This window comes from Luteibacter sp. ME-Dv--P-043b, assembly GCF_030209605.1.
In the GTDB taxonomy this organism is placed as follows: Bacteria; Pseudomonadota; Gammaproteobacteria; order Xanthomonadales; family Rhodanobacteraceae; genus Luteibacter.
Genome location: NZ_JARVRT010000008.1, coordinates 22,869 through 45,036 on the forward strand (window position 1 = coordinate 22,869; position 22,168 = coordinate 45,036).

Annotated in this window: 20 protein-coding genes; 5 read left to right on the plus strand and 15 right to left on the minus strand. The window is 67.1% G+C overall.

Annotation, left to right across the window (positions count from 1 at the left end):
• Positions 1-39 precede the first annotated feature (39 nt).
• Both mnmG and pepN read right to left on the minus strand, forming a co-directional pair.
• The gene (mnmG, locus tag QRN34_RS05115) at positions 40-1,914 is read right to left on the minus strand and encodes a tRNA uridine-5-carboxymethylaminomethyl(34) synthesis enzyme MnmG (RefSeq protein WP_285402603.1); all 1,875 of its coding nucleotides are present in this window, start codon (positions 1,912-1,914) and stop codon (positions 40-42) included.
• A 497-nt stretch (positions 1,915-2,411) separates the two neighbouring features.
• On the minus strand, positions 2,412-5,060 hold the full coding sequence (gene pepN / locus QRN34_RS05120; protein WP_285402605.1) for an aminopeptidase N: 2,649 nt from the start codon (positions 5,058-5,060) through the stop codon (positions 2,412-2,414).
• A 73-nt stretch (positions 5,061-5,133) separates the two neighbouring features.
• Between pepN and QRN34_RS05125 the strand changes: the two genes are divergently transcribed.
• The 3 genes from QRN34_RS05125 to QRN34_RS05135 all read left to right on the plus strand — a co-directional run bounded on the left by QRN34_RS05125 (position 5,134) and on the right by QRN34_RS05135 (position 7,806).
• A complete protein-coding gene (locus tag QRN34_RS05125) occupies positions 5,134-6,138 on the plus strand; it encodes an aldose epimerase (RefSeq protein WP_285402607.1) in 1,005 nt (334 codons plus the stop codon).
• Positions 6,126-7,079, plus strand: a complete 954-nt coding sequence (locus QRN34_RS05130) for a pyridoxal-phosphate dependent enzyme (protein WP_285403065.1) — start codon at positions 6,126-6,128, stop codon at positions 7,077-7,079. The genes QRN34_RS05125 and QRN34_RS05130 overlap by 13 nt, the downstream gene beginning before the upstream one ends.
• A 178-nt stretch (positions 7,080-7,257) precedes the next feature.
• A complete protein-coding gene (locus tag QRN34_RS05135) occupies positions 7,258-7,806 on the plus strand; it encodes a DNA-3-methyladenine glycosylase I (RefSeq protein WP_285402610.1) in 549 nt (182 codons plus the stop codon).
• A 37-nt stretch (positions 7,807-7,843) separates the two neighbouring features.
• On the opposite strand, the gene bioC is transcribed toward QRN34_RS05135, so the two are convergent.
• The 5 genes from bioC to bioB are packed head-to-tail and all read right to left on the minus strand — an operon-like array spanning position 7,844 to position 12,489.
• Positions 7,844-8,731, minus strand: a complete 888-nt coding sequence (bioC, locus tag QRN34_RS05140) for a malonyl-ACP O-methyltransferase BioC (protein ID WP_285402612.1) — start codon at positions 8,729-8,731, stop codon at positions 7,844-7,846.
• Positions 8,728-9,501 carry a pimeloyl-ACP methyl ester esterase BioH gene (gene bioH, locus QRN34_RS05145; protein WP_285402614.1) on the minus strand — a complete coding sequence of 258 codons (774 nt, stop codon included), beginning with the start codon at positions 9,499-9,501 and terminating at the stop codon, positions 8,728-8,730. The genes bioC and bioH overlap by 4 nt, the downstream gene beginning before the upstream one ends.
• On the minus strand, positions 9,498-10,235 hold the full coding sequence (locus QRN34_RS05150) for a sulfurtransferase (protein WP_285403067.1): 738 nt from the start codon (positions 10,233-10,235) through the stop codon (positions 9,498-9,500). Before QRN34_RS05150 ends, bioH begins: the two co-directional genes overlap by 4 nt.
• A 29-nt stretch (positions 10,236-10,264) precedes the next feature.
• Positions 10,265-11,485 carry an 8-amino-7-oxononanoate synthase gene (locus QRN34_RS05155; protein WP_285402616.1) on the minus strand — a complete coding sequence of 407 codons (1,221 nt, stop codon included), beginning with the start codon at positions 11,483-11,485 and terminating at the stop codon, positions 10,265-10,267.
• The gene (bioB, locus tag QRN34_RS05160) at positions 11,482-12,489 is read right to left on the minus strand and encodes a biotin synthase BioB (RefSeq protein ID WP_285402618.1); all 1,008 of its coding nucleotides are present in this window, start codon (positions 12,487-12,489) and stop codon (positions 11,482-11,484) included. Before bioB ends, QRN34_RS05155 begins: the two co-directional genes overlap by 4 nt.
• A 183-nt stretch (positions 12,490-12,672) precedes the next feature.
• Here bioB and QRN34_RS05165 point away from each other — a divergent pair, with 183 nt between their 5' ends.
• Positions 12,673-12,879: a hypothetical protein gene (locus QRN34_RS05165; RefSeq protein WP_036139110.1), complete on the plus strand. Its 207-nt coding sequence runs from the start codon at positions 12,673-12,675 to the stop codon at positions 12,877-12,879.
• Between the two features lie 51 nt (positions 12,880-12,930).
• On the plus strand, positions 12,931-13,608 hold the full coding sequence (locus QRN34_RS05170) for a ComF family protein (protein WP_285402621.1): 678 nt from the start codon (positions 12,931-12,933) through the stop codon (positions 13,606-13,608).
• Here the strand turns inward: QRN34_RS05170 and ubiA are convergent.
• From ubiA to QRN34_RS05210, 8 genes are all read right to left on the minus strand, one after another.
• Positions 13,597-14,565 (minus strand): 4-hydroxybenzoate octaprenyltransferase, encoded by a 969-nt coding sequence (gene ubiA, locus QRN34_RS05175; RefSeq protein ID WP_285402623.1) that lies wholly within the window; start codon positions 14,563-14,565, stop codon positions 13,597-13,599. The genes QRN34_RS05170 and ubiA overlap by 12 nt on opposite strands.
• A gap of 484 nt (positions 14,566-15,049) precedes the next feature.
• Positions 15,050-15,244, minus strand: a complete 195-nt coding sequence (locus QRN34_RS05180; RefSeq protein ID WP_285402625.1) for a hypothetical protein — start codon at positions 15,242-15,244, stop codon at positions 15,050-15,052.
• Between the two features lie 45 nt (positions 15,245-15,289).
• Positions 15,290-16,774 carry a mannitol dehydrogenase family protein gene (locus tag QRN34_RS05185; protein WP_285402627.1) on the minus strand — a complete coding sequence of 495 codons (1,485 nt, stop codon included), beginning with the start codon at positions 16,772-16,774 and terminating at the stop codon, positions 15,290-15,292.
• A gap of 2 nt (positions 16,775-16,776) precedes the next feature.
• Positions 16,777-17,853, minus strand: a complete 1,077-nt coding sequence (locus QRN34_RS05190; RefSeq protein WP_285402629.1) for an ABC transporter ATP-binding protein — start codon at positions 17,851-17,853, stop codon at positions 16,777-16,779.
• Between the two features lie 9 nt (positions 17,854-17,862).
• Entirely contained in the window at positions 17,863-18,693 is an 831-nt protein-coding gene (locus QRN34_RS05195) for a carbohydrate ABC transporter permease (RefSeq protein WP_285402631.1), read from the minus strand.
• Positions 18,694-18,703: 10 nt separating this feature from the next.
• Positions 18,704-19,582 carry a sugar ABC transporter permease gene (locus QRN34_RS05200; RefSeq protein WP_285402633.1) on the minus strand — a complete coding sequence of 293 codons (879 nt, stop codon included), beginning with the start codon at positions 19,580-19,582 and terminating at the stop codon, positions 18,704-18,706.
• A complete protein-coding gene (locus QRN34_RS05205; RefSeq protein WP_285402635.1) occupies positions 19,582-20,940 on the minus strand; it encodes a sugar ABC transporter substrate-binding protein in 1,359 nt (452 codons plus the stop codon). The genes QRN34_RS05200 and QRN34_RS05205 overlap by 1 nt, the downstream gene beginning before the upstream one ends.
• Before the next feature lie 284 nt (positions 20,941-21,224).
• Complete coding sequence (locus tag QRN34_RS05210; protein WP_285402637.1) at positions 21,225-22,151, minus strand: AraC family transcriptional regulator; 927 nt, start codon at positions 22,149-22,151, stop codon at positions 21,225-21,227.
• Positions 22,152-22,168 lie beyond the last annotated feature (17 nt).

Genomic DNA, 22,168 nt, shown 5'->3' on the forward strand with positions numbered 1-22,168 from the left:
GCTGACGGGACGATGATGCCAGATGGATGCCCCGGCAGGTCAGGCCGCGCGGCGTTTGAGGTGAACCAGCAGCAGCGAAATGGCCGCGGGTGTCACGCCGCTGATGCGTGAGGCCTGGCCGATGGTGGTGGGAAGCGCACGCTTCAGCTTGAGCAGCACTTCAGCCGACAGGCCCCGGACGCGGTCGTAATCGAAGCTCTCGGGAATGCTGGTGGATTCCTGCCGGCGCTGGCGTTCGATGTCCTCACGCTGGCGCTCCAGGTAGCCGGCGTATTTCGCCTGCACCTCGACTTGCAGCGCCACTTCGGCATCGTCCACGGGCGGACCCAGTTCGGGCACGCCGGTCAGCGACGCGTAGTCCAGCTCGGGACGGCGCAGCAGATCCAGCGCATGGGTCTCGCGGCTGACGGCAATGCCCAGCGAACGCTGTACGGCGGCACCAAGCGTGTTGGCTGGCGCCGCCCAGAGGCCGCGCAGGCGAACGGTCTCGCGCTCGGCCGCGTCGCGTTTGGCCTCGAAGCGGCGGAACCGATCCTCCGCCACCACGCCCTTTGCGTAGCCGTGCGCGGTGAGGCGCAGGTCGGCGTTGTCCTCGCGCAGGTGCAGGCGGTACTCGGCCCGTGAGGTGAACATGCGATAGGGCTCGATGGTGCCGTTGGTGGTCAGGTCGTCGATCAGCACGCCCATGTAGGCTTCGTCGCGACGCGGGTACCAGGGCGCCTCGCCCCGCACGACCAGCGCGGCGTTCATGCCGGCGATCAGGCCCTGGGCGCCTGCTTCCTCGTAACCGGTGGTGCCGTTGATCTGCCCGGCAAACCACAGGCCGGGAATGGCCTTGGTTTCCAGCCAGGGATGCAGGCCGCGCGGATCGAAGTAGTCGTATTCGATGGCGTAGCCGGGGCGCGTGATATGCGCGTTGGCGAAGCCGGGGATCGAACGCACCAGGGCGTACTGCACATCGAACGGCAGGGAGGTGGAAATGCCGTTGGGATAGATTTCGTAGGTATCCAGTCCTTCCGGCTCGACGAAGATCTGGTGGGAAGTCTTGTCGGCGAAGCGAACCACTTTGTCCTCGATCGACGGGCAATAGCGTGGGCCGACGCCTTCGATCTGCCCGCTGTACAGCGGCGAACGATCCAGTGACCCGCGAATCAGGTCGTGCGTCGCTTCGGTGGTGTGCGTGATCCAGCAGCTGACCTGACGTGGGTGCTCCGCGGCCGAGCCCATGTAGGAAAAGTGTGGCATGGGTTGGTCGCCGGGTTGTTCCGCCAGCCGCGAGAAATCGATGCTTCGGCTGTCGATGCGCGGTGGCGTACCCGTTTTAAGCCGGTCGGCGGCGACGGGCAGTTCGCGCAGCTTCGCGGCCAGCGTGGAGGCCGGCGGATCGCCTGCGCGCCCGCCCGCGTACTGCGCGCTGCCGATGTGGATCTTGCCGGCGAGGAAGGTGCCTGCCGTGAGCACGACGGCGGGCGCATGGAAGTCCAGGCCCATCTGCGTGCGCACGCCGGCCACGCGACCGTCGACGAGGATCAGGTCGTCCACCGCCTGCTGGAACAGCGACAGGTTGGGCTGCGTTTCGACCATCGAGCGGATCGCGGCGCGGTAAAGCGCGCGATCGGCCTGGCAGCGCGTGGCGCGGACCGCGGGGCCCTTCGATGCATTGAGGGTGCGCCACTGGATACCGGCGCGATCCGCGGCACGGCCCATGGCGCCACCCAGGGCGTCGATTTCCTTGACCAGGTGGCCCTTGCCGATGCCGCCGATCGCCGGGTTGCAGCTCATCTGGCCGATGGTTTCGATCGAGTGGCTGAGCAGGAGCGTGCGCGCGCCGGCGCGCGCGGCAGCCAGCGCGGCCTCGGTACCGGCGTGTCCGCCACCGACCACGATGACGTCATAGGTTTCTGAATGCAGCATGGGAAAGTTTCGGACAGAACGTGCCGTGATTTTACGCCGAGTGGAGCCCCTGCGCCGGCCGGAGCGTCAGTCGCCTTCGGTGGCTTTTGGCACGCCTCGTGCTTCCTTCCAGGTGCACTTCAACCAGGCAGACGCTGCGCGATCATACGCGCGCCGAGACCGAACGCAGGGGTTTGGTCGCGTGCTGGTAGAAGGAAGCGGGATGTGGGCAAGGATGCCTCATTCGGTTCGAATGAGATCTGGCGCCCGGCGGTCTCAGGAACAGGGGGAATCCAGGATGACCGTGCTGCCGGGCGCCAGAAACCGAGTGACTGGCACGAAGGCCGTAGCTGACAGCTGCGGCTTTCTTCGTTGTAGGCGAATCTACACCGTTCACATCCCCCGAGTGTGATTTTTTTGTCAAACTTGCGCTCTATTTCGGCAATGAGTGACGCAGTGCGTCAGTCTTGTACCCTCACTGTCGCAGGTTGTGACGCAGGTCACGCTTCCACGGCCGCCTAACCCATCGCGATGCGGGCCAGGATGTCGGTCAGGTCCCTCGACAGGTCCTTGCGTGCGGCCAGGCCGGCAATCACGGCGTGGGCAGCCTCTTGCCGCACCGGCTCGAGTCGCTTCCAGCCGTTGAAAGCCGTGGCCACCCGTGCCGCCACCTGCGGGTTCAGCGCATCGATCGCTACCAGGCGGTCGCCCAGCCAGCGATAGGCCGCGCCATCGGCGCGATGGAAGCCGGTGGGGTTGGCCCGCGCGAACGTGCCGATCAACGACTGCACCCGGTTCGGGTTCTTCAGCGTGAACGCCGCATCGTGCTCGATGGATTGCACGAGGGCGAACGCGCCGTCCCCGGGGAGCTGGGCCTGCGCGGCAAACCACTTGTCCAGCGCCAGCGCATTGCCCGCGTAGCGCTGACGGAAGTGAGCCAGGGCGGGTTCTGCAGCCATCGGATCGAGGGTTGCCAGCGTGGTCAGCGCGGCCAGGCGATCGGTCATGCCCGGCGCCGCGTCGTACTGCGCGCGGGCCAGCCCCGTGGCGGTGCCTGGATCGACCAGCCCCAACAGATCGAGCACGCGACGCTTCAGCTGCCGGCCGGCTTGCGCGGATGCATCCAGCGCCGCCGTGGTGGCGGCATGCAGCGACCGGTAGCGATCGTGCAACGCGTCGTGCCCGATGCGGGTAGCCAGCGCGTGCAACATGGCCTGGCGCACCGCGCGGATACGGTCGGGGTCGCGTTCGGGCTGGCGCTCCACCAGTTCGATCTCGCCCGGCGGCGTCAGCAGCTCGGCGTGCAGGGCGTCATCCACCGACGCGTCGTGGAACAGGTCGGCAAGCGCCGTCGTCCAGGCGTCGAGCGCCGCAGCGCCTGGCCGGCTGTCGCGGACGTCGTCATACGCCAGCCCCGCAAGCTGCTGGCCGGCTTCCCACCGATTGAAGCCGTCGGCGTCGTGGCGCAGCAACAGCGCCAGCTCGTCGGGCGCGTAGTCGCATTCCAGGATCACCGGCGCCGAGAAACCACGCAGCAACGAGGGCACGGGAGGTGCGTCGATGTCCTCGAAGACGAAGACCTGTTCCGGACCATCCAGCACCATCGTGCGCTCGATGCCGGCCGCCGCCGGCTCGCCGTCGAGGCGCAACGGCAGCGCCTTGCCGTCCCGCGCGAACAGCGACAGCCGCACCGGTATGGGGAGCGGCTGCTTGGTCGGCTGGCCGGGGCCTGCCGGTGTGCGCTGGCGCAAGGTCAGTCGGTAGCGCCGCCGTGCCGCGTCGTGCTGCCCTTCGGCGGTCAGTCGTGGTGTGCCCGCTTGGCCGTACCAGGCGAGGTAAGGCGAAAGGTCGGTGTGGTTGGCTTCGCCCAGCGCCGTGAGGAAATCCTCGATCGTGGCGGCCTGGCCGTCGTGGCGGTCGAAGTAGAGGTCCATGCCGCGACGGAAGCCGCCGGCGCCGAGGTGGCCGGCCAGCATGCGGACCAGCTCCGAGCCTTTCTCGTACACCGTGGCGGTGTAGAAGTTGTTGATTTCGCTGTACTGCGAGGGCCGCACCGGGTGCGACAACGGGCCGGCATCTTCCGGGAACTGGGCCCGGCGGAGCAACGATACGTCCTCGATGCGCTTGAGCGGCGCGGAGTTCATGTCGGCCGAGAAGCCCTGCTCGCGGAAGACGGTCAGGCCTTCCTTGAGGCTGAGCTGGAACCAGTCGCGGCAGGTGACCCGGTTGCCGCTCCAGTTGTGGAAATACTCGTGGGCCACCACGGCCTCGACATGGCGATATTCGTCGTCCGTGCTCGAGTCGGCGTCGGCCAGCAGGTATTTCGCGTTGAAGATGTTGAGTCCCTTGTTCTCCATCGCACCCATGTTGAAGTCGTGCGTGGCGACCACGTGGAAGACGTCAAGGTCGTAGTTGCGCCCGTAGGTCCGCTCGTCCCACTGCATGCAGCGGATCAAAGAATCCATGGCGTAGTCGCAGCGATCGATGACATCGGCCTCCGCCCAGATGTGCAGCGCCACCGCACGGCCTTCCGCCGTGGTGTAGTCGTGGCTGATGCGTTCCAGGTGGCCCGCGACCAGGGCGAACAGGTAGCTCGGCTTCGGGTGCGGGTCGACGAAGCGCGCCCAGTGGCGGCCGTCGGGCAGGTCGCCCGAGCCGTCGGGGTTGCCGCCGGCGAGGAGCACCGGGAACCGCGCCTTGTCGGCACGCAATTCCACCGTGAAGGTGGACAGGACGTCGGGGCGATCGGGGAAGAAGGTGATATGCCGGAACCCTTCGGCCTCGCACTGGGTCAGCAGGAAGCCCTTCTCGCGACTGCCCGAGAGGTACAACCCTTCGAACGCCGTATTCTCCGCCGGGCGCACGGCCACGCGCGTGCCGATCGTGCACTGGTCTGCCTGGACGGGCACTTCGAGCACGCCGTGGGCCAGCGTGTACTCACCCTCGCGGAGCACACGGCCGTCCACCGACACTTCCAGGAGTTCCACGCCTTCGCCATCCAGCCGCACGGGCTCGGCGGCACGGCGGCGCAGCACGAGCGTAGCCGTCACTTCGCTGCGGTCGATGCCCAGGTCGAAACAAAGTGCGGTGTGTTCGACCGACCAGGCAGGGGGCCGGTAATCGGCGAGGCGGATGGGGGCGGTGGGGGCGTCCAGGCGATCGCTCATAGCAGGGCACACACATATTCTGGTCAGACAGGCAGGCTAACATGCGGCCAGATCCCCCAAAAGGAAGCCTGCCATGCCCCGTTTCACCGTGACGCGCTCCACCCTCGGCACCCAGGAACTGATCGTGCTGGTCGATGCCGACGCGGATCGCGAGGTCCGCATCGCGCGCCGGGGTGCGACCGTGCTCTCGATCGACACGGGTGCCGGCAACGCGCACCGCAACATCGCCGATGGTTTCCGCGACGAAGCCGAACTGGTCGGCCACAAGGGGTCGCGCTTCGCGATCATGACGCCGTTCGCCAACCGCATCGACGACTCGCGTTACACGTTCGAGGGCACGCCCTACGACCTGCAGCCGGGCGTGACCGGGGCAGACCGCGCCGCCCGCCACGGCTTCCTTCGCGGCGTGCTGTTCGACGTACAGCGGGAAGGTGGCGACGACGACCACGCCTCGGTCACCCTGGGCACGCAGGTCATTCGCCCTGGCCTGCAACCCGGTTATCCGTTCTCGCTGGATGTCGCCGTGACCTTCACGCTCGATGAGCATGGCCTCCGTGTCGACGCGCACACGCGAAATGTCGGCGACGCCACCGCGCCCACCTTCTTCGGCTGGCATCCGTACTTCCGGTTGTCGGACAACCCCATCGAGACGTGGGAGCTGCATGTCCCGGCCGAGCAGATCATCGCCACCGACGCGGGTTTCATCCCGCTGCCGGGGACACGGGCCTGGCAGGCCATGGACAAGGCCGATCGCAGTCTGGATTTTCGTCTGGCGCGCCCGATCGGCCACGCCGAGTTGAACCACACGTATGCCGACCTGCAACGGGACACCGATGGCCGTTCACGTACACGCCTGCGCGATCCCGCGACGGGCGCCTGCATCGCGGTGTGGCAGGAGCGTGGCGTCATGCTGGTTTTCACGGCCGACACGGCCGAGCGCGACGCGCGCAAGTCCGTGGCGCTCGAGCCGATGGAATGCATGCCCAACGCGTTCAATCGCGACGATTGCACGCCACTGATCACGCTGGCGCCGGGCGAAGAACGCCGCTTCGCCTGCGGCGTGGAATTCGTCGCGTGAGACTGCCATCGTTCGTCGACGTGCGCGACGCGGCCGCACGTATCGCGCCGCATGCGCTGGTCACCCCCGTGCTGCGCAGCGACCGGCTGGACGCCCTGCTCGGCGCATCCGTGGTCTTCAAATGCGAGAACCTTCAACGCGGCGGTGCGTTCAAGTTTCGCGGTGCGACCAACGCCGTGTGGTCCCTGACCGACGAGGAAGCGGCGCGCGGCGTGGTGACGCATTCGTCGGGCAACCACGGCAACGCGCTGGCCATGGCAGCGCGTACGCGCGGTATCGCGGCCCATGTCGTCGTCCCCGAGGGCGCGGTGAAGGCGAAGGTCGAGGCCATTCGCATGGCGGGCGCCACCCTCCATCGATGCGCACCCAGCACCGCCGCGCGGGAACGGATGACGGCCGACCTGCAAGCGGAGACCGGCGCGACCCTGGTCCACCCCTATGCCGATGTGCGCGTCATGGCCGGGCAGGGCACGCTTGTGCCCGAGCTGCTTCGCCAGGCACCGGGTGTGGATACCTTGATCTTCCCTGTCGGTGGCGGTGGGCTTGCCGCCGGGTGCTCTGTCGCCGCGCACGCGATCGATCCGCGCATCGTGCTCTTCGGTGCCGAGCCCGAAGGCGCGGACGACACGGCACGTTCGCTGGAAACGGGGCGCCGGGCCGAGCCGTTCACGGCGGACACCGTCTGCGACGGACTGCGCACGCTCGTCGGCGAGCCCAATCTCGAGGTACTGCGCACGCACGATGTCGGCGTGCTGCGCGTCAGCGATGCCGAGGCGGTGGAGGCGATGAAACTGCTGTGGGCGGAGTTGCGCCTGGTGATCGAAGTGTCCAGCGCCACAGTACTCGCCGCGATGCTGCGCCATCGCCAGCGTTTCGTCGGACGCCACATCGGCGTGGTGCTCAGCGGCGGCAATGTCGACCTGGATGCGTTGCCCTGGTAGACCCGCGTATCCGCCTGTGACACCGACACACTGACGGAAACGCCCCGTGCTTCTATAGGCAGCCGACGGAAGTCATGCCGCTGTCTTTCGCACAGCGGGTGACAGGCGGCGCGGACATCGGCCGGCCCGCTCGTCTCCGTATGCTGGCGCTTCGTCCGGAGAAGCGTGAGGTGGGGCCATGCGGTGCGACTGGGCCGAGCGAAGCGATGTCGAGCGGGAGTATCACGACACCGAGTGGGGCGTCCCGGTGCATGACGACAGTCGCCTTTTCGAGCGGTTGACTCTGCACGGTGCGCAGGCGGGGCTGGGCCTTCGACTGGTGCTGAGCAAGCGCGAGCACTATCGGCGCGTGTTCCATGGCTTCGACATTGCCCGCGTCGCCGCGATGAACGATACCGAGATGGCAGCCGTCGCGGCAGATCGCGGTGTCATTCGGCACCGCCTCAAGCTGGCCTCGGTTCGCGGCAATGCGCGCGCCAGCGTGCGGATCATCGAGGAAAGCGGCTCACTGTGCGCCTACCTCTGGGCTTTCGTCGGCGGCGTGCCCTGCGTCAATGCGTGGCATCGTTTTAACGACGTGCCGGTGCGCAGCGAGGTATCTGACCGGATGAGCGCCGCATTGCGCGAGCGCGGTTTCCGCTTTGCCGGCACGGCGATCTGCTACGCGCTCATGCAGTCCGCCGGCCTGGTCAACGATCATCTGGTCGACTGCCCGCGCTATCGTTGATCCGGCGCGATGCCGCTTTGTGCGACGTCCCTGCCGTTCATAACGGCGTCTTGCGCCGGGAGCCGCGAAGGTTGTCGATGGGGAAGCTGGCGATCTCGCCGCTGCCTTCGCGCCGCGACTGGCCGGCGGGCGGGCCCCAGGCATGGGCGCTCACCACTTCCCAGGTGGATGGAATAACGCCGTCGCTGCGCATGCCCTCGTAGGCATCGATCATGCGCCGGTAATGCTGTTTGCCGGTGAGGCCGCGCACGCGGTCGGCGTCGGCGTTGTTCGCGCCCAGTCCCTTGAGTTCGTCGAGGACCGCACGCGGCGTCGGATAGGTCAGCGTGTAACGCTCGGCGAACAGCACCGGGTCCTTCAGGCCCTGCGCCAGCATCGCATCGCCGACATCGTGCATGTCGAGGAAGCGGGCGACATGGGCATGCTCGTCCGCCGCCGCCCATGCGGCGCGCAACTCGCCGAGGGTGTCCGGCCCGAAGGTGGAGAAGGTGAGCAGGCCGCCGGGCTTCAGCACGCGCGCGCACTCGGCGAACAGTCGCGTCAGGTCCTCGCACCACTGGAAGCAGAGGTTGGAAAACAGGATATCGACACTGTGGTCAGGCACGGGCAGGGTATACGCGTCTGCGACCACGCGGCCGAAGGGCTTCAGCCAGCCCGTATGCTGGCGCGCCTGTTTCAGCATCGGCAGCGCCAGGTCGATCGCGATCACCTGCGCCTTCGGATAGCGCTTCTTCAGGGCGGCGCTGCCGCGGCCGGTGCCCGCGCCGACATCGAGCACGATGTTCGGCGTCGCTTCGTACATCTCCAACCGGTCGACCAGGGTGGCCTGCACTTCGCGCTGCAGGGCATCGTGCTTTTCGTAGGTGCCCGCGGCACGGCCGAAGTTGCGGCGCACCTGGCGTCGATCGAAGTGGAAGTCGCTCATGGATTCGCGTCGGTGAAGTGCGTGAGGGCCTCCGCCACGGCGGCGGCATGACCAATGAAGGGGGCATGCCCCGCGTGGGCGATCTCGATGAACTGGCCGCCGGCGGCTTCCGCGCACCAGCGCATCGCCTCGGGATGGACGATGCGATCGCGGCGACCCGCGATCCATAGACTGGGCGGCAGCATGTCGGGCAAGTGTGCTCGCAGGTCGGTGGCCTCGAGCACGCGCAGGCCCTCGCCGAGGACGCGTGGGTCGGGTTCGCCCCGCGAGAAGGCTTCGTCCTTGAGGCGCCGTGCTTCCGCCTTCGGGTCCGGACTGCCCATGGCTTCCAGGGCGATGAAGCGTTCGACCGTCGCGCGGTAGTCGGCATCCAGGTCCGAGGCGAGTTTCCGGACCATGCCGGCATCGTTGCCGTAGGGCCAGTCGTCGCTGCGCACGAAACACGGTGCCGAGCACATCGGCACCACGGTGCGTACGTGTGCCGGCAACTCCAGGGCCGCTGTGACGGCGATCAGGCCGCCCAGCGACCAGCCCAGCCAGGTGGCCGGCGGCGTGGCCCCGGCAATGGCGCGTGCGCACGCCAGCGGTTGCAGTGGGATGTCGGCGTCGCGGGAGTAGCCATGGCCGGGAAGGTCCACGATATACATCGTGAAGCGATCTTCCAGTGCCTCGGCGAGGGGCGCCATGATGCCGCCGTGCATGGCCCAGCCGTGGATCATCACCAGGGGCGTGGGGCCGCTTCCGCGGGTCTCGATATGCAGGCCGGTCACGCCGGTGTGCTCGGTGCCAGGGTCGGGTCCACCGCGCCGCGGTCGTCGAACACGAAGCAGTCGCCACGCCAGTGGGCGCCACCGACCTTCTCGAAATAATTCAGGATGCCGCCTTCCAACTGGTAGACATGCTCGATGCCGATGCCGGCCATGTGGATCGCGGCTTTCTCGCAGCGGATGCCGCCGGTGCAGAAGGACACCACCGTCTTGCCTTCGAAGCGGGCGCGATCCGCGGCCACGGCCGCGGGGAAGGCGGTGAAACTGGCAATACCGTAGTCGATCGTGTTCTCGAACGTGCCCGCCGCCACTTCGTAATCGTTGCGCGTGTCCAGCAGCAGCACGTCACGTCCGTCGTCGTCATGGCCCTGGTCGAGCCAGCGGCGCAGGTCGGCGGGCATGACGTGCGGCGCCCGCCCGGCTTCGGGGCGTATAGCCGGCGCGCGCATGGTGATGATTTCCTTCTTCAGGCGCACGCGCATGCGGCTGAAAGGCAGGGCATCGGAAAGGCTTTCCTTCGGCACGATGTCCGCGAAGCGGGTGTCCTCGCGCAACCAGGCGAGGAAGCGGTCGATGGCGTCGCGCGGCGCGGCCAGGAACAGGTTGATGCCTTCCGGCGCCAGCAGGATCGTTCCCTTCAGCGCGAGCGCGTCGCAGCGTTCGACGAAGCGCGCGCGCAATGCCGCCGTATCGTCGAGGGCGACGAACTTGTAGGCGGAGATATTGAGGATCGACATGGGCATGGCAGGGGACGTGCGGCCGTCCATTATACGGCCACGTCTTCCCGCGCGCGGGGCAGCGCCGCCAGGGCATCCAGCAGGGCGTCGATGCGGGAAGGCGTATGGGTTGCCGACATCGTGATGCGCAGGCGGGCGGCACCCGCGGCCACGGTCGGCGGACGGATCGCCACCACCAGGAAGCCCGCGGCTTCCAGCGCGGCCGCGGCGGCCATGGCGTCGCCGGCGCCGCCGATCAGCAGGGGCTGGATCGCGGTGCGCGACGGCATCACCGGCAAGCCCAGCTGACGGGCCCCCTCACGAAACCGGGCGACGTTGTCTTCCAGTCGCGCCCGTCGGCCTTCGGGGTCCTGTCGTACCAGGCGCAGGGCGGCACGCGTGGACGCTGCCAGCGCCGCCGGCATGGCCGTCGTGTAGATGTAGGAGCGGGCGAACTGCACGATGCCCTCGACGATCTCGGCCTTGCCGGCCACGAACGCCCCGGCGCTGCCCAGGGCCTTGCCCAGCGTGCCCATCAGCACCGGCACGTCGTTGGCGTCCAGGCCCGCGGCGGCGACGGAGCCGGCACCCTCGGGACCGAGCACGCCCAGGCCGTGCGCGTCGTCGACATACAGCGTGGCGCCACGCTCCCTGCAGGCCTGCGCCAGATCTGCCAGCGGCGCGACGTCGCCATCCATGCTGAACACGCCATCGGTCGCCAGCAATGCCGGCAGCCCGGGACAGGCGTCGAGCTGACGTCCGGCGGATGCCGCATCACCGTGCGCGTATCGCCGCAGGTCCGCCCCGGCGAGGAGGGCGCCATCCAGCAGGCTGGCGTGGTTGAGCCGGTCCTGCACGCAGAGGGCGGTGGGCTTGCCGGGCGAAGGCATCGCTCCCGCGCCGAGCAGCGCCTGTAACGCCCCCAGGTTGGCCATGACCCCGGTGGAAAACAGCGCGGCGCGTTCGCGGCCGGTCCAGTCGGCCAGCTCTTCCTCCAACGCCGCGTGCTCGCCCCGATGGCCCGAGACCAGATGGGCGGCTCCGGTGCCGACGCCCTCGGCGAGGGCACTGCGGTGCATGGCGGTGACCAAATCGCGGTGCCCGGCCAGGCCGAGGTAATCGTTGCCGCAGAAGTCGTCCAGCACGCGTCCGTCGACGAGCCGTCGCGAGCCGCCGCGCACCTCGCAGGTGCGCGTGCGCCGCAGCAGGCCCGCCTGCTCGCGCGCCGCGCGGGCGGCTTCCAGGCGAACGAGGAGCTGCGGCTGGCTCACGCCGCGTCGGCGCGTTCGACGATGTCCGCGTGTACCGTGCCGGGCTCGATATCCACCTCCATAGGCTTCAGGCCGAGGCGCTCGAACAGGCGGCGGTCGTGTTCCACGTCCGGATTGCCTGTGGTCAGCAGTTTTTCGCCGTAGAAGATCGAGTTGGCGCCGGCGGCAAAGCACAGTGCCTGGAGCGCGTCGTCCATCGACTCGCGTCCCGCCGACAGGCGCACCACCGATGCGGGCATGAGGATGCGCGCCACGGCGATGCTGCGCACGAACTCGAACGGGTCCAGCGCCTCGGTGCCGGCCAGCGGCGTGCCGGGCACCTGGACCAGGCGGTTGATGGGCACCGACTCCGGATGCTCGGGCAGGTTGGCCAGCGTCATCAGCAGGCCGGCCCGCTGTGCGCGCGATTCGCCCATTCCCACGATGCCGCCACAGCAGGTCTTCATGCCGGCATGGCGCACGTTCTCCAGGGTGTCCAGGCGATCCTGGTACTCACGCGTGTGGATGATCTCGCCGTAATAGTCCGGGGAGGTATCCAGGTTGTGGTTGTAGAAATCCAGCCCGGCGGCCTTCAGCGTCTGCGCCTGCGGCTGGCTGAGCATGCCCAGCGTGGCGCAGGTCTGCAGCCCCAGCGCCTTCACCGCGCCGACGATCTCGGCCACCTTGGCCACATCGCGGTCTTTCGGTGAGCGCCAGGCGGCGCCCATGCAGAAGCGGCTGGCGCCGGCATCCTTGGCGGCCTGCGCTCGGGCAACCACGGCCTCGACGCTCATCAGCTTCTCGGCCTTCACCCCCGTGGCGTAGCGGGCGGCCTGGGGGCAGTAGGCGCAATCCTCCGGGCAGCCGCCGGTCTTGATCGACAGCAGGGTGGACACCTGCACCGCGTTGGGATCGTGGTACTGGCGGTGTACGCCCTGGGCCTGGAACAACAGGTCGTTGAAGGGCAGGGCGAAGAGGTGCTCGACCTCGTCGCGGGACCAGTCGTGGCGAAGGGCTGCGGTCATGGCGTAGCTTCCAGGGGCGAAGGCGCGCAGTGTGGAAAGGCCTGCCCCTACTGTCAACCAGGGCGGCCTGTGTAAAGTTGACGGTGACCCGGGCCAAGCCGCAGCTTAACGGCGGGGAGGCGCTTTCAACCCAACCTCACGCAACCCGCCTACCATGGTGTCATTCCTACAGGAGGCCTTCCCATGAGCACCGGTCAAGGCAGCGGCGGCAACGTCCTTGCCGCTATCTGCAGTTTCTTCATTCCCGGCCTGGGCCAGCTCGTCCAGGGCCGCGTCTTCAAGGCGTTGATCATGTTCGTGCTGGCCGCGGTCCTCTGGATCATCTGGCTCGGCTGGATCATCCACCTGTGGTCCATCGTCGACGCGGCCATGTTCCGCCGTCGCGACTGACCCGCCCGCCGACGCATGGACGCGTCCCGTTTCCTACCTTGGCTGAGCGCGATGCCCCGCTTCCTGCTGGCGCCGCGCTGCCTGGTCTGCGAGGCGCCAAGCGAGACCGGGCGCGCGCTCTGCCGGGCCTGTCATGCCGGCCTGGTGCGCAACGACAGTTGCTGCGGGCGCTGCGCACAGCCCCTCCCCACCTCCGTTCCGGCCTGCGCCACCTGCCTGCAGGGGGATCGCCCCTGGGCGGACCTTTGGGTGCCCTTCGTCTACACCTGGCCGCTGGACGAACTGGAGCGCCGCTTCAAGTTCGCAGGCAGCCTCGTCGCCGGACGCGTCCTGTCGCAATGCTGGCTCGACACCGGATGCCCGCCGACGACGCCCGATCTGCTGTTGCCCATGCCGCTGCATCGTTCACGCCTGCGCTCGCGCGGCTATAACCAGGCGATGGAGCTGGCGCGTCATCTGGGTCGTCGGCTTTCCATACCCGTGCGACATGACGTCCTGCAACGGGTGAAGAAGACCCGGCCGCAGACCGACCTCGATGCGGCCGCGCGTGCGGCGAACATCCGCGGTGCGTTCCATGTAAGGCGCGTGCCGTCCCAGCGCCATGTCGCCCTGGTCGACGATGTCATGACCACCGGCGCCACCCTTGGCGAATGCGTGCGCACATTGACCGACGCCGGTGTGGCCCGGGTGGATGTCTGGGCGCTGGCGCGAACGCCCTTACCCGCGTAGGGCCAGCGCCAGCACGATGCCCACCCACAGCGCGAGGCCGACCCAGTTGTTCTGGCGGAACGCGGTAAGGCAGGCCTGCCGCTCGCGATGGCGCATGGTCCACTGCTGCCAGGCGAACAGGCCGGTGGTCACCGCCAGGCCCAGCCAGTACGGCCAGCCCAGCCCCGATCGCGTGCCGACCAGCAGCATGGCCAGCAGGAACGTGCCCATGAGGATGCCGATGATGACGAGGTCCGCGTCGGCGAACAGGATCGCCGTGGACTTCGCCCCCGCCTTGATGTCTTCCTCGCGATCCACCATGGCGTACTCGGTGTCGTAGATCACCGACCAGAGGATGTTGCCGATGAACAGCAGCCAGGCCACGGGCGGCACGCTATGCGTCACGGCGGCGAACGCCATCGGGATCGACCAGCCGAACGCCGCGCCGAGCACCACCTGCGGCAGGTTGGTGTAGCGCTTGGTGAAGGGATAGAGCGCCGCGAGGGCGGCACCGCCGAACGACAGCAGGATCGTCAGCGTGTTGGTGAACAGCACCAGCACGAACGAGAACGCCAGCAGCCCGGCGAACACGTAAAGCGCCTCGCGAGGCGTGACGCGTCCACTGGCGATGGGGCGCCCGGCGGTGCGAGCCACCTGCGGATCGAGCTTGCGATCGGCATAGTCGTTGATGGCGCAGCCGGCGGAGCGCATGGCGAACACGCCCAGCGTGAAGATCACCAGTGAGCCGATCGGCGGGAAATCGCGGGCCGCCAGCCACAGCGCCCACCAGGTCGGCCACAGCAGCAGCAGGGCGCCGATGGGCCGATCCATGCGTGTGAGTACGAGGTAGGCGTGGACTTTCTCGCGGCGTGCCGGGGGCAGGCCCTTGAGCAGGAAGGCCAGTACGCGCTCGGCGGTGGTGGAGGCATCCGCGGGGCGCGCGGCGGGCGCGGGTGTGGGACTGCTCGCGGGCCGCATGCCAGGCGATGCCTTACGTCGCGCCGTGGGTTTCTTGGAGGAAGGGCTCATAAGAGAAGTCTAGCGATCACAAACGGAAAAAGGCTGTTCACGCCTAACCGCGGGAGGGTGGCGTGGTAATTGGGTTTAAAGCCGCTGCTCGTGCGATATCGGGGAGGAGGCGTCGGGCCGGAAGAGAGACGCTCGCAGACTCGCCCGACTCCGAATATCCAGGGCGGGACCGTAACGTACGAGGTCGCTGACGTTTTGCTCTCCCCACAGATGGCCTCTGTCGTTGCAGAGGAGCTGGGTGGTTACGCTCTGAGCGAGTTCGGCCGCTTGCGGCCGCTGCTCGAGCGCAGAGTGTGACCACCCAGCTCCTCATCGCGGCACCATGCGAGCCACCGCGGCTCTGGCTCTGGCTCTGGTTTGGGCTTCGGCTTCGGCAAGCGCCTGGGTCATGCGCGAAGACCCAAAAAAGGCGCCTCACGGCGCCTCGGTATCGTCAACGTTCCAGCGGTTCGATCGGATCGTCGTTTACCGGCGGCTCGGCGTCCGCATCGCGCTCGGGCTTGTAGCTGCCCGGCTGGCGGATCTCGTCCTCGGGACGGTTCTTGCCCGGCTCGGCGAACGGCGGCTGTGGGTTGGTCGGGTTGTAGGGCATGGTGGACTCCACTTCGCTACGGATAAGGCTAGCCACCGTAGGTTCGGCGAAGTGAAGCCACCGAGAGTGCGCCATGAACCCTCAGTCGACGAGGGCGTCCAGCTGCTCCAGGGTACGGCGCACCCCTTGCTGCGCCAGCGCGTCCACGTAGATGTCGTATTGGCGACGGAAACGCTCATCCCGCGCGGGCAGCGGCCCCACCAGTTCGACGCTCTCGATCAGGGTGTCCTTCGAGCCGCTGTCGATCATCGGCTGCACCAGGCGCATGGCGTTGGGCTCGCGAAGGGGGTAGCCCTCGCCGTTATCGTCCTTGCCGACGCGGACATACCGGTCGAACGCCGCCAGCGCGAAGGCCAGGCGGCGCGCGTCCTTGCCGTTCTCCAGGCAGGCCGTGATGGTGGGGCCGAGGAAGCCGGGGATCTTCGATCCGCCGTCCAGGCACAGGCGGTCGAGCTGGTCGGCGATGGACGCGTTGCTGAAACGGTCCAGCAGTTTCATCTTGTAGGGTCCCAGGTCCATGCCGGGCAGTGATGTCAGCCAGGTGCCGGCGTCCTCGTCGAGGAAATCGGTGAGGTAGGCATTGAACAGCGGGTCCTTGACGGCCACGTCGACGCGGCGATGCCCCGAGAGGAAGGCCGGGTACGACAGCATCTGGTGCGAGCCGTTGAGCAGGCGGATCTTCGCGTCTTCGTAAGCGGACACGTCATCCACGATCTGCACCCCGTGGTTCTCCCACGCCGGGCGCCCCTGGCGGAAGCGGTCTTCCAGCACCCACTGGATGAAATCCTCGCAGACCACCGGCGCGCGGTCGTCGAGGCCGGTGGCCGCATTGAGCTCGTCACGCACCGACGGGGTGGTCGCGGGAGTGATGCGATCGACCATGCCGTTGGGAAAATCCACCTCGCGGTCGATCCACGCCGCCAGTTCCGGTGAGCGGGCCCGCGCGAAGGCGAGCACGGCTTTCTTCGCCTGTGCACCGTTGTGGCGCAGGTTGTCGCAGGACATGACGGTGAAGGCGGCTACGCCGGCCGCGCGGCGTTTTGCCAGGGCGCCGACGAGGAAGCCGAACACGCCGCGGGGCGTGTCCGGATGGGCGAGATCGTGGGCGACCGTGTCGTCGTCGAGGCGGAACGTGCCGTGCTCGTCGATCAGGTAACCGCCTTCGGTGATCGTCAGCGAGACGATACGGATGGCCGGGTCGGCCAGGCGTTCGAGCACCCGAGCGCCGTCGTCGGGCGCATAGAGGTACTCGACCATGGCGCCGACCACGTGGGTGCGGCGCTCGCCACGTGGATCGAACTCACTGACGGAGTAGAGGCCCTGTTGCGCCTTGAGTGCCTCGGCGAGCGGACGATCATGTTCCAGCAGGTTGATGCCGAGGATGCCCCATGCATGCATGGCCGGATCGGACAGCGTGTGATGGGTGTACATCGCCAGGTGCGCGCGGTGAAACGCGCCGACGCCGATGTGCGCGATGCCGGCGGTGATCCCCGCGCGATCGTAAGACGGTGCATCGACGCCCTGGGGAAGGCTGTCGAGCGAAGCGGGGTGGAGGGAGACGGCCATGGTCAGTTTCTTGCCGGATGATGGATGGCGACGCCGGTGGCGTCGAACACATGCGCGTGGGTCGGGTCCAGCCGGATGCAGATCTCGCGTCCCGCACGGCGCTCGAAATCGCCTTCGGCGCGCACCGTGACCGAACCGATGTTTGGCACATCGACATAGGCGTAGGTCTCGCTGCCCAGCCGTTCGACCACCGACACGATGCCTTTCACGGTGTCGCCAGCGCCGTCGTCGTCGCACACGCGCAGGTGTTCCGGGCGGATGCCGATGGTGACCTCGCCGGTCGCCTCGGCGCCGGGCACAGTCAGCGCGTTGCCGCCGGGCAGGCGGAACGTGCCGCCCTGCGCGGTGGCACGGAAGAAGTTCATCTGCGGCATGCCGAGGAAGCCGGCGACGAAGAGATTCACGGGCTTGTGGTAGAGCGCCATCGGCTTGCCGATTTGTTCGATACGGCCTTCGTTGAAGATCGCGATGCGATCGGCCAGCGTCATCGCTTCCACCTGATCGTGGGTGACGTAGACCATGGTCGCGTTGAGCTCGGTATGCAGGCGTGCGATTTCCAGGCGCGTCGCCGCGCGCAGGGCCGCATCGAGATTGGACAACGGCTCGTCGAACAAGAACACGCGGGGCTCGCGGGTGATCGCCCGGCCGATGGCGACGCGCTGGCGCTGCCCGCCGGACAACGCGGAGGGCTTGCGATCGAGATAGGGCTCCAGCGCAAGGATCTTCGTCGCCCGTGCCACTTTCTCGTCGATGGCGCGCTGGTCCATCTTCGCCAGCTTCAGCGCGAACGACATGTTCTCGCGCACACTCATGTGCGGATACAGCGCGTAACTCTGGAACACCATGGCGAGGTCGCGCTTGTCCACTGGCTTATCGGTGATGTCGTCGCTGTCGAGCAGGATCTGCCCGTCGTCGGCCTCTTCCAGCCCGGCGATGAGGCGCAACGTGGTGGACTTGCCGCAACCGGAAGGCCCGAGGAACACGCAGAACTCGCGATCCTCCACCACCAGGTCGATACCCTTGATGACATCGACGCCTTCGAACGACTTGCGCAGCTGACGGATTTCCAGACGGGACATGGGCGACTCCTATTTGACTGCGCCGAAGGTGAGACCGCGGACGAGCTGGCGCTGCGACAGCCAGCCCAGCACCAGGATGGGTGCGCAGGCCAGGGTGGACACGGCGGACAACTTTGCCCAGAACAGCCCCTCGGGACTGGAGAACGAGGCCACCAGTGCCGTCAGTGGTGCGGCGCTGGTGGTAGTGAGGTTGAGCGACCAGAACGCCTCGTTCCACGAGAGGATCAGGCACAGCAGCGCCGTGGAGGCCAGGCCGCCGCGGCTCACGGGAATCAGCACCCGGAACATCGTCTGCGTCGTGCTGGCGCCGTCCATGCGCGCGGCTTCCAGGATGTCGTAGGGAATGTCGCGGAAGTAGGTGTAGATCATCCACACCATGATCGGCAGGTTGATCAGCGCGAAGATGACGATCAGCGCGGCCTTGGAGTCGAGCATGTTCAGGTCGCGGCAGATCAGGTAGATCGGCACCAGCACGCCCACGCTCGGCAGCATCTTGGTCGAGAGCATCCACAGCAGCACGCTCTTGGTCTTCGCCGTCGGGTGGTAGGCGAAGGCATAGGCGGCCGGCACGGCCACGATCATGCCCAGCAGCGTGGCCCCGCCGGCGGTGACGATGGAGTTCCACGCGTAGTGCAGGTAGTTGGCGCGTGCGAGGATCTGTTCGTAGTTTTCCAGCGTGGGCGCGAACAGGAAGTGCGGCGGCATGCTGAAGGCATCCAGCTCGGACTTGAAGCTGGTCAGCACCATCCACAGGATGGGAAAGAACACGATGAGGGCGACGATCCACGAGGCGACGATGCGCAGCGTGCGGGCGAGCGGGTTACGGTGGGTCTTGGCCATGGCTGTCTCCTCACGCCTTCTCGGTCAACGATTTGCCGATCAGGCGGATCAGCACCACCGCCATGATGTTGGCCAGCACCACCGCGACCAGTCCGCCAGCGGACGCCGCACCCACGTCGAACTCCAGCAAGGCCTGCGTGTAGACCAGGTACGGGATGTTGGTGGTCGCATCGCCTGGGCCACCGTTGGTGGTGACGAAGATCTCGGCGAAGATGTTGAGCAGGAAGATGGCCTCCACCATCACCACCACGGCGATGGGGCGGGCGAGATGGGGCAGGGTGAGGTAGCGGAAGATGGCCAGGCCACGCGCGCCGTCCATCCGGGCCGCTTCCATCTGTTCACGGTCCAGCGATTGCAGCGCGGTGACGAAGATCAGGATGGCGAACGGCAGCCATTCCCACGACACCACGACGATGACCGACAGCAACGGCCAGTCGGCGAACCAGTTCACCGGCGTGGCACCGAACAGCTTCCATACCCAGGCGAGGAAGCCGGACACCGGGTTCATCATCAGGTTCTTCCAGACCAGCGCGGCCACGGTCGGCATGATGAAGAACGGCGAGATCAGCAGCATGCGCACGATGCCCTGGCCGGGGAACGTCTCGTCCACCAGTACGGATATCAGCACGCCGCCGACCACGGTGACCACCAGCACGCTGCCCACCAGCAGGATCGTGTTGAGGATCGACGTCCAGAAGCTGGGATAGGCGAAGAAGTAGGCGAAATTCTCCAGGCCCACGAAGGCGGACTTTCCCGGGTAAAGCAGGTTGTAGTACTGCGTGGAGAAATACAGCGTCATCGCCAGCGGCACGATCATCCAGGCCAGCAGCATGATGATGGCGGGCTGCGCGAGCAGTCGCTCCGGACGTTTGCGGATACGCGCGCTCATTACGGCGACTCCTTCTGGATGACGGGCTTGTTGTCGTAGTAGCCGGCGCGTTTCATGGTGCGGCTTACCGCGTCCTGTGCCGTGTGCAGCAGGTCGTCCACGTTCCCTCGGCCGGCCAGAGCGCCGGCGATCTGCCGGCCGACCAGGGTGGCGACGGCCTGGAACTCGGGGATCGACACGATCTGGATGCCCTTGTAAGGCACGGGCTTGAGCGTCGGATGCGCCGGGTCGACGGCCTTGAGCGAGTCGTAGGTCACTTTCGCGAAGGGCGCGGCCGCGATGTAGGCGGCGTTGGCGTAGGTCGATTCACGCGTGCCGGGTGGCGTGGCCTGCTCGCCGTACTTGTCGGCGACCATCTTCAGGTAGGGCCTGGACGTGGCCCAGAGGATGAAGTCACGTGCGGCGTCGGTCTGGCGCGAGCTGGCCGGGATGGCCAGCGACCACACCCACAACCACGACGAGCCGCGATCGGTGAGCTGGTGCGGCGAGCGCGCGAAGCCCACCTTGCCGACCACCTTGCTTTCCTTCGGATCGGTGACGGTGCCGCCGCCGACGCTGGCATCGACCCACATGGCGCACTTGCCCGCGGCGAACAGGGCCAGGTTCTCGTTGAATCCGTTGTCGGACGGGCCGGGCGGCCCGTAGTTCTTCAGCAGGTCGACATAGAAGTTAACGGCCTGGTGCCATTCCGGTGTGTCGATCTGCGGGTGCCACTGCTCGTCGAACCAGCGTCCGCCGTAGCTGTTGACGATGGTGCCCAGCAGGGCCATGTTCTCGCCCCAGCCGGCCTTGCCGCGAAGGCAGATGCCATAAACGCCGTTGGCCGGATCGTGCAGCTTCTGCGCAAACCCCTTCACCTGCGCCCAGGTCGGCTCGGCCGGCATGGTCAGGTTGGCCTTGGCGAACAGGTCGGTGCGGAAGTAGGTGATGCTGGCCTCGGCGTAGAACGGCACCGCGTACAGGTGGTTGTCCACCGTCAGCTGTTCGCGCACGTTCTTCATCAGGTCGTTGCCGTCGTAATCGGCGGGCAGGTTGTCCAGCGGCTTCAGCCACTGCTGCTTGCCCCACAGCGGCGCCTCGTACGCGCCGATGGTGATCACGTCGAACTGGCCACCGTGGGTAGCGATGTCGGTGGTAAGCCGCTGGCGCAGGGTGTTCTCTTCCAGCACCACCCAGTTGAGGTGCACGCCGGGATGCTGGCGCTCGTACTCCGGCGACAGCGCCTGCATGCGCACCATGTCGGCGTTGTTGACGGTGCCGATGGTCAGCGTGGTGTCCGCGAGGGCGACAGGTGCCGCTGCCGCCGCGAACAGCGCCGAGACGGCGAGGGTGCCGAGCCGGTTCCGGTAATCGCTCATCGTGCCTCCCTGGGTGGCATGTCCCGGCGCGACGTCGTAGGGCGGCGCGTACGAAACGGATGTGCGTTTATAGGTTCTATGGCGTGCGGCTCACCAATACGTCAGGTGTCGGTTTCCGATGAAAATACATACTTTCTTGCGCATATCGTTAGTTCTAGCGGCCGAAAGTGCCGGCACAAAACGCAGTAATGACGCATTGCAGCATGTGCTGCCAGAGTCAATAAAGTACGCAAATGGAGGGTGCGGACGCACGTGTCTGGGCCGGCACATGATGCGCCGCCACATCACGCCTCGGCGCTCGCCTCGCGATGTCGCATGCGATAGTCACGCGGCGTCATGCCGGTCAGGGCGAGGAAACGGCGATTGAAATTGGAGAGGTTGCTGAAACCGACCTCGTAGCAGATGTCGGTGATCGACACCGCGGAGCCCGATAACTTCTCGCACGCGTGCTGCACGCGCGTCTGGTTCACGTAGTCGATGAAGCGGTACCCGGTGTGCTGGTGGAAGAATCGCGAGAAGGCCGACTCCGACATGTCCAGCCGACCGGCCACGGCCTTGAGCGATACATCGCCGGCGTAGTGCCGGTCGATGAAGGCGACGGCGCGGTGCAGCTTCATCGACTGCCCCGGGTCCGCCGACGCCTGGAACGGACGACTGCTGAGCGGGCAGCGCGTCGCATCCTCGGACAGCGCCTCTACCATCTCGAAGAAGCTGGCCACGCGGCGCAGGCCCGGGTGATCGGACACACGGCGGAACAACGGTTCCAGTTGCCGCCCCAGCTCGGGCGAGAAACGTATGCCGTAGCGGGCTTCTTCCAGAAGCAACGACTTCACGTGACGTGCCGACGGGAAAAACTCGGTGAACCGGCGCACGAACGCCTCTGAGAAAAGGATCACGCGGTCGCGCAGTGCGGTGGGCTCGCAGTCCGCGTCCGTCACCCAGTTGTGCGGCACGTTGGGGCCGGTGAGCATCAGCGTATAGGGCGAGAAGCGGCCCTCGTAATCGCCGACATAGGCTGTGCCTTCCGTCGAGACGATGAGGTGCAGTTCGTACGCGGGATGGTAATGCCAGCGGATCAGCCGGCTGCGCGAACCGTGTTCCAGGTAATGGATGGACGGCTCGTCCGACAGGCCGAGTAGGTCCTGCTCACGACCGAGCGCCGAGGTATCGGCCATGGGCGGCGGCAGCGAAAGGGCGGCGCGACGATTCATGGCGCCGAGAGTACCCT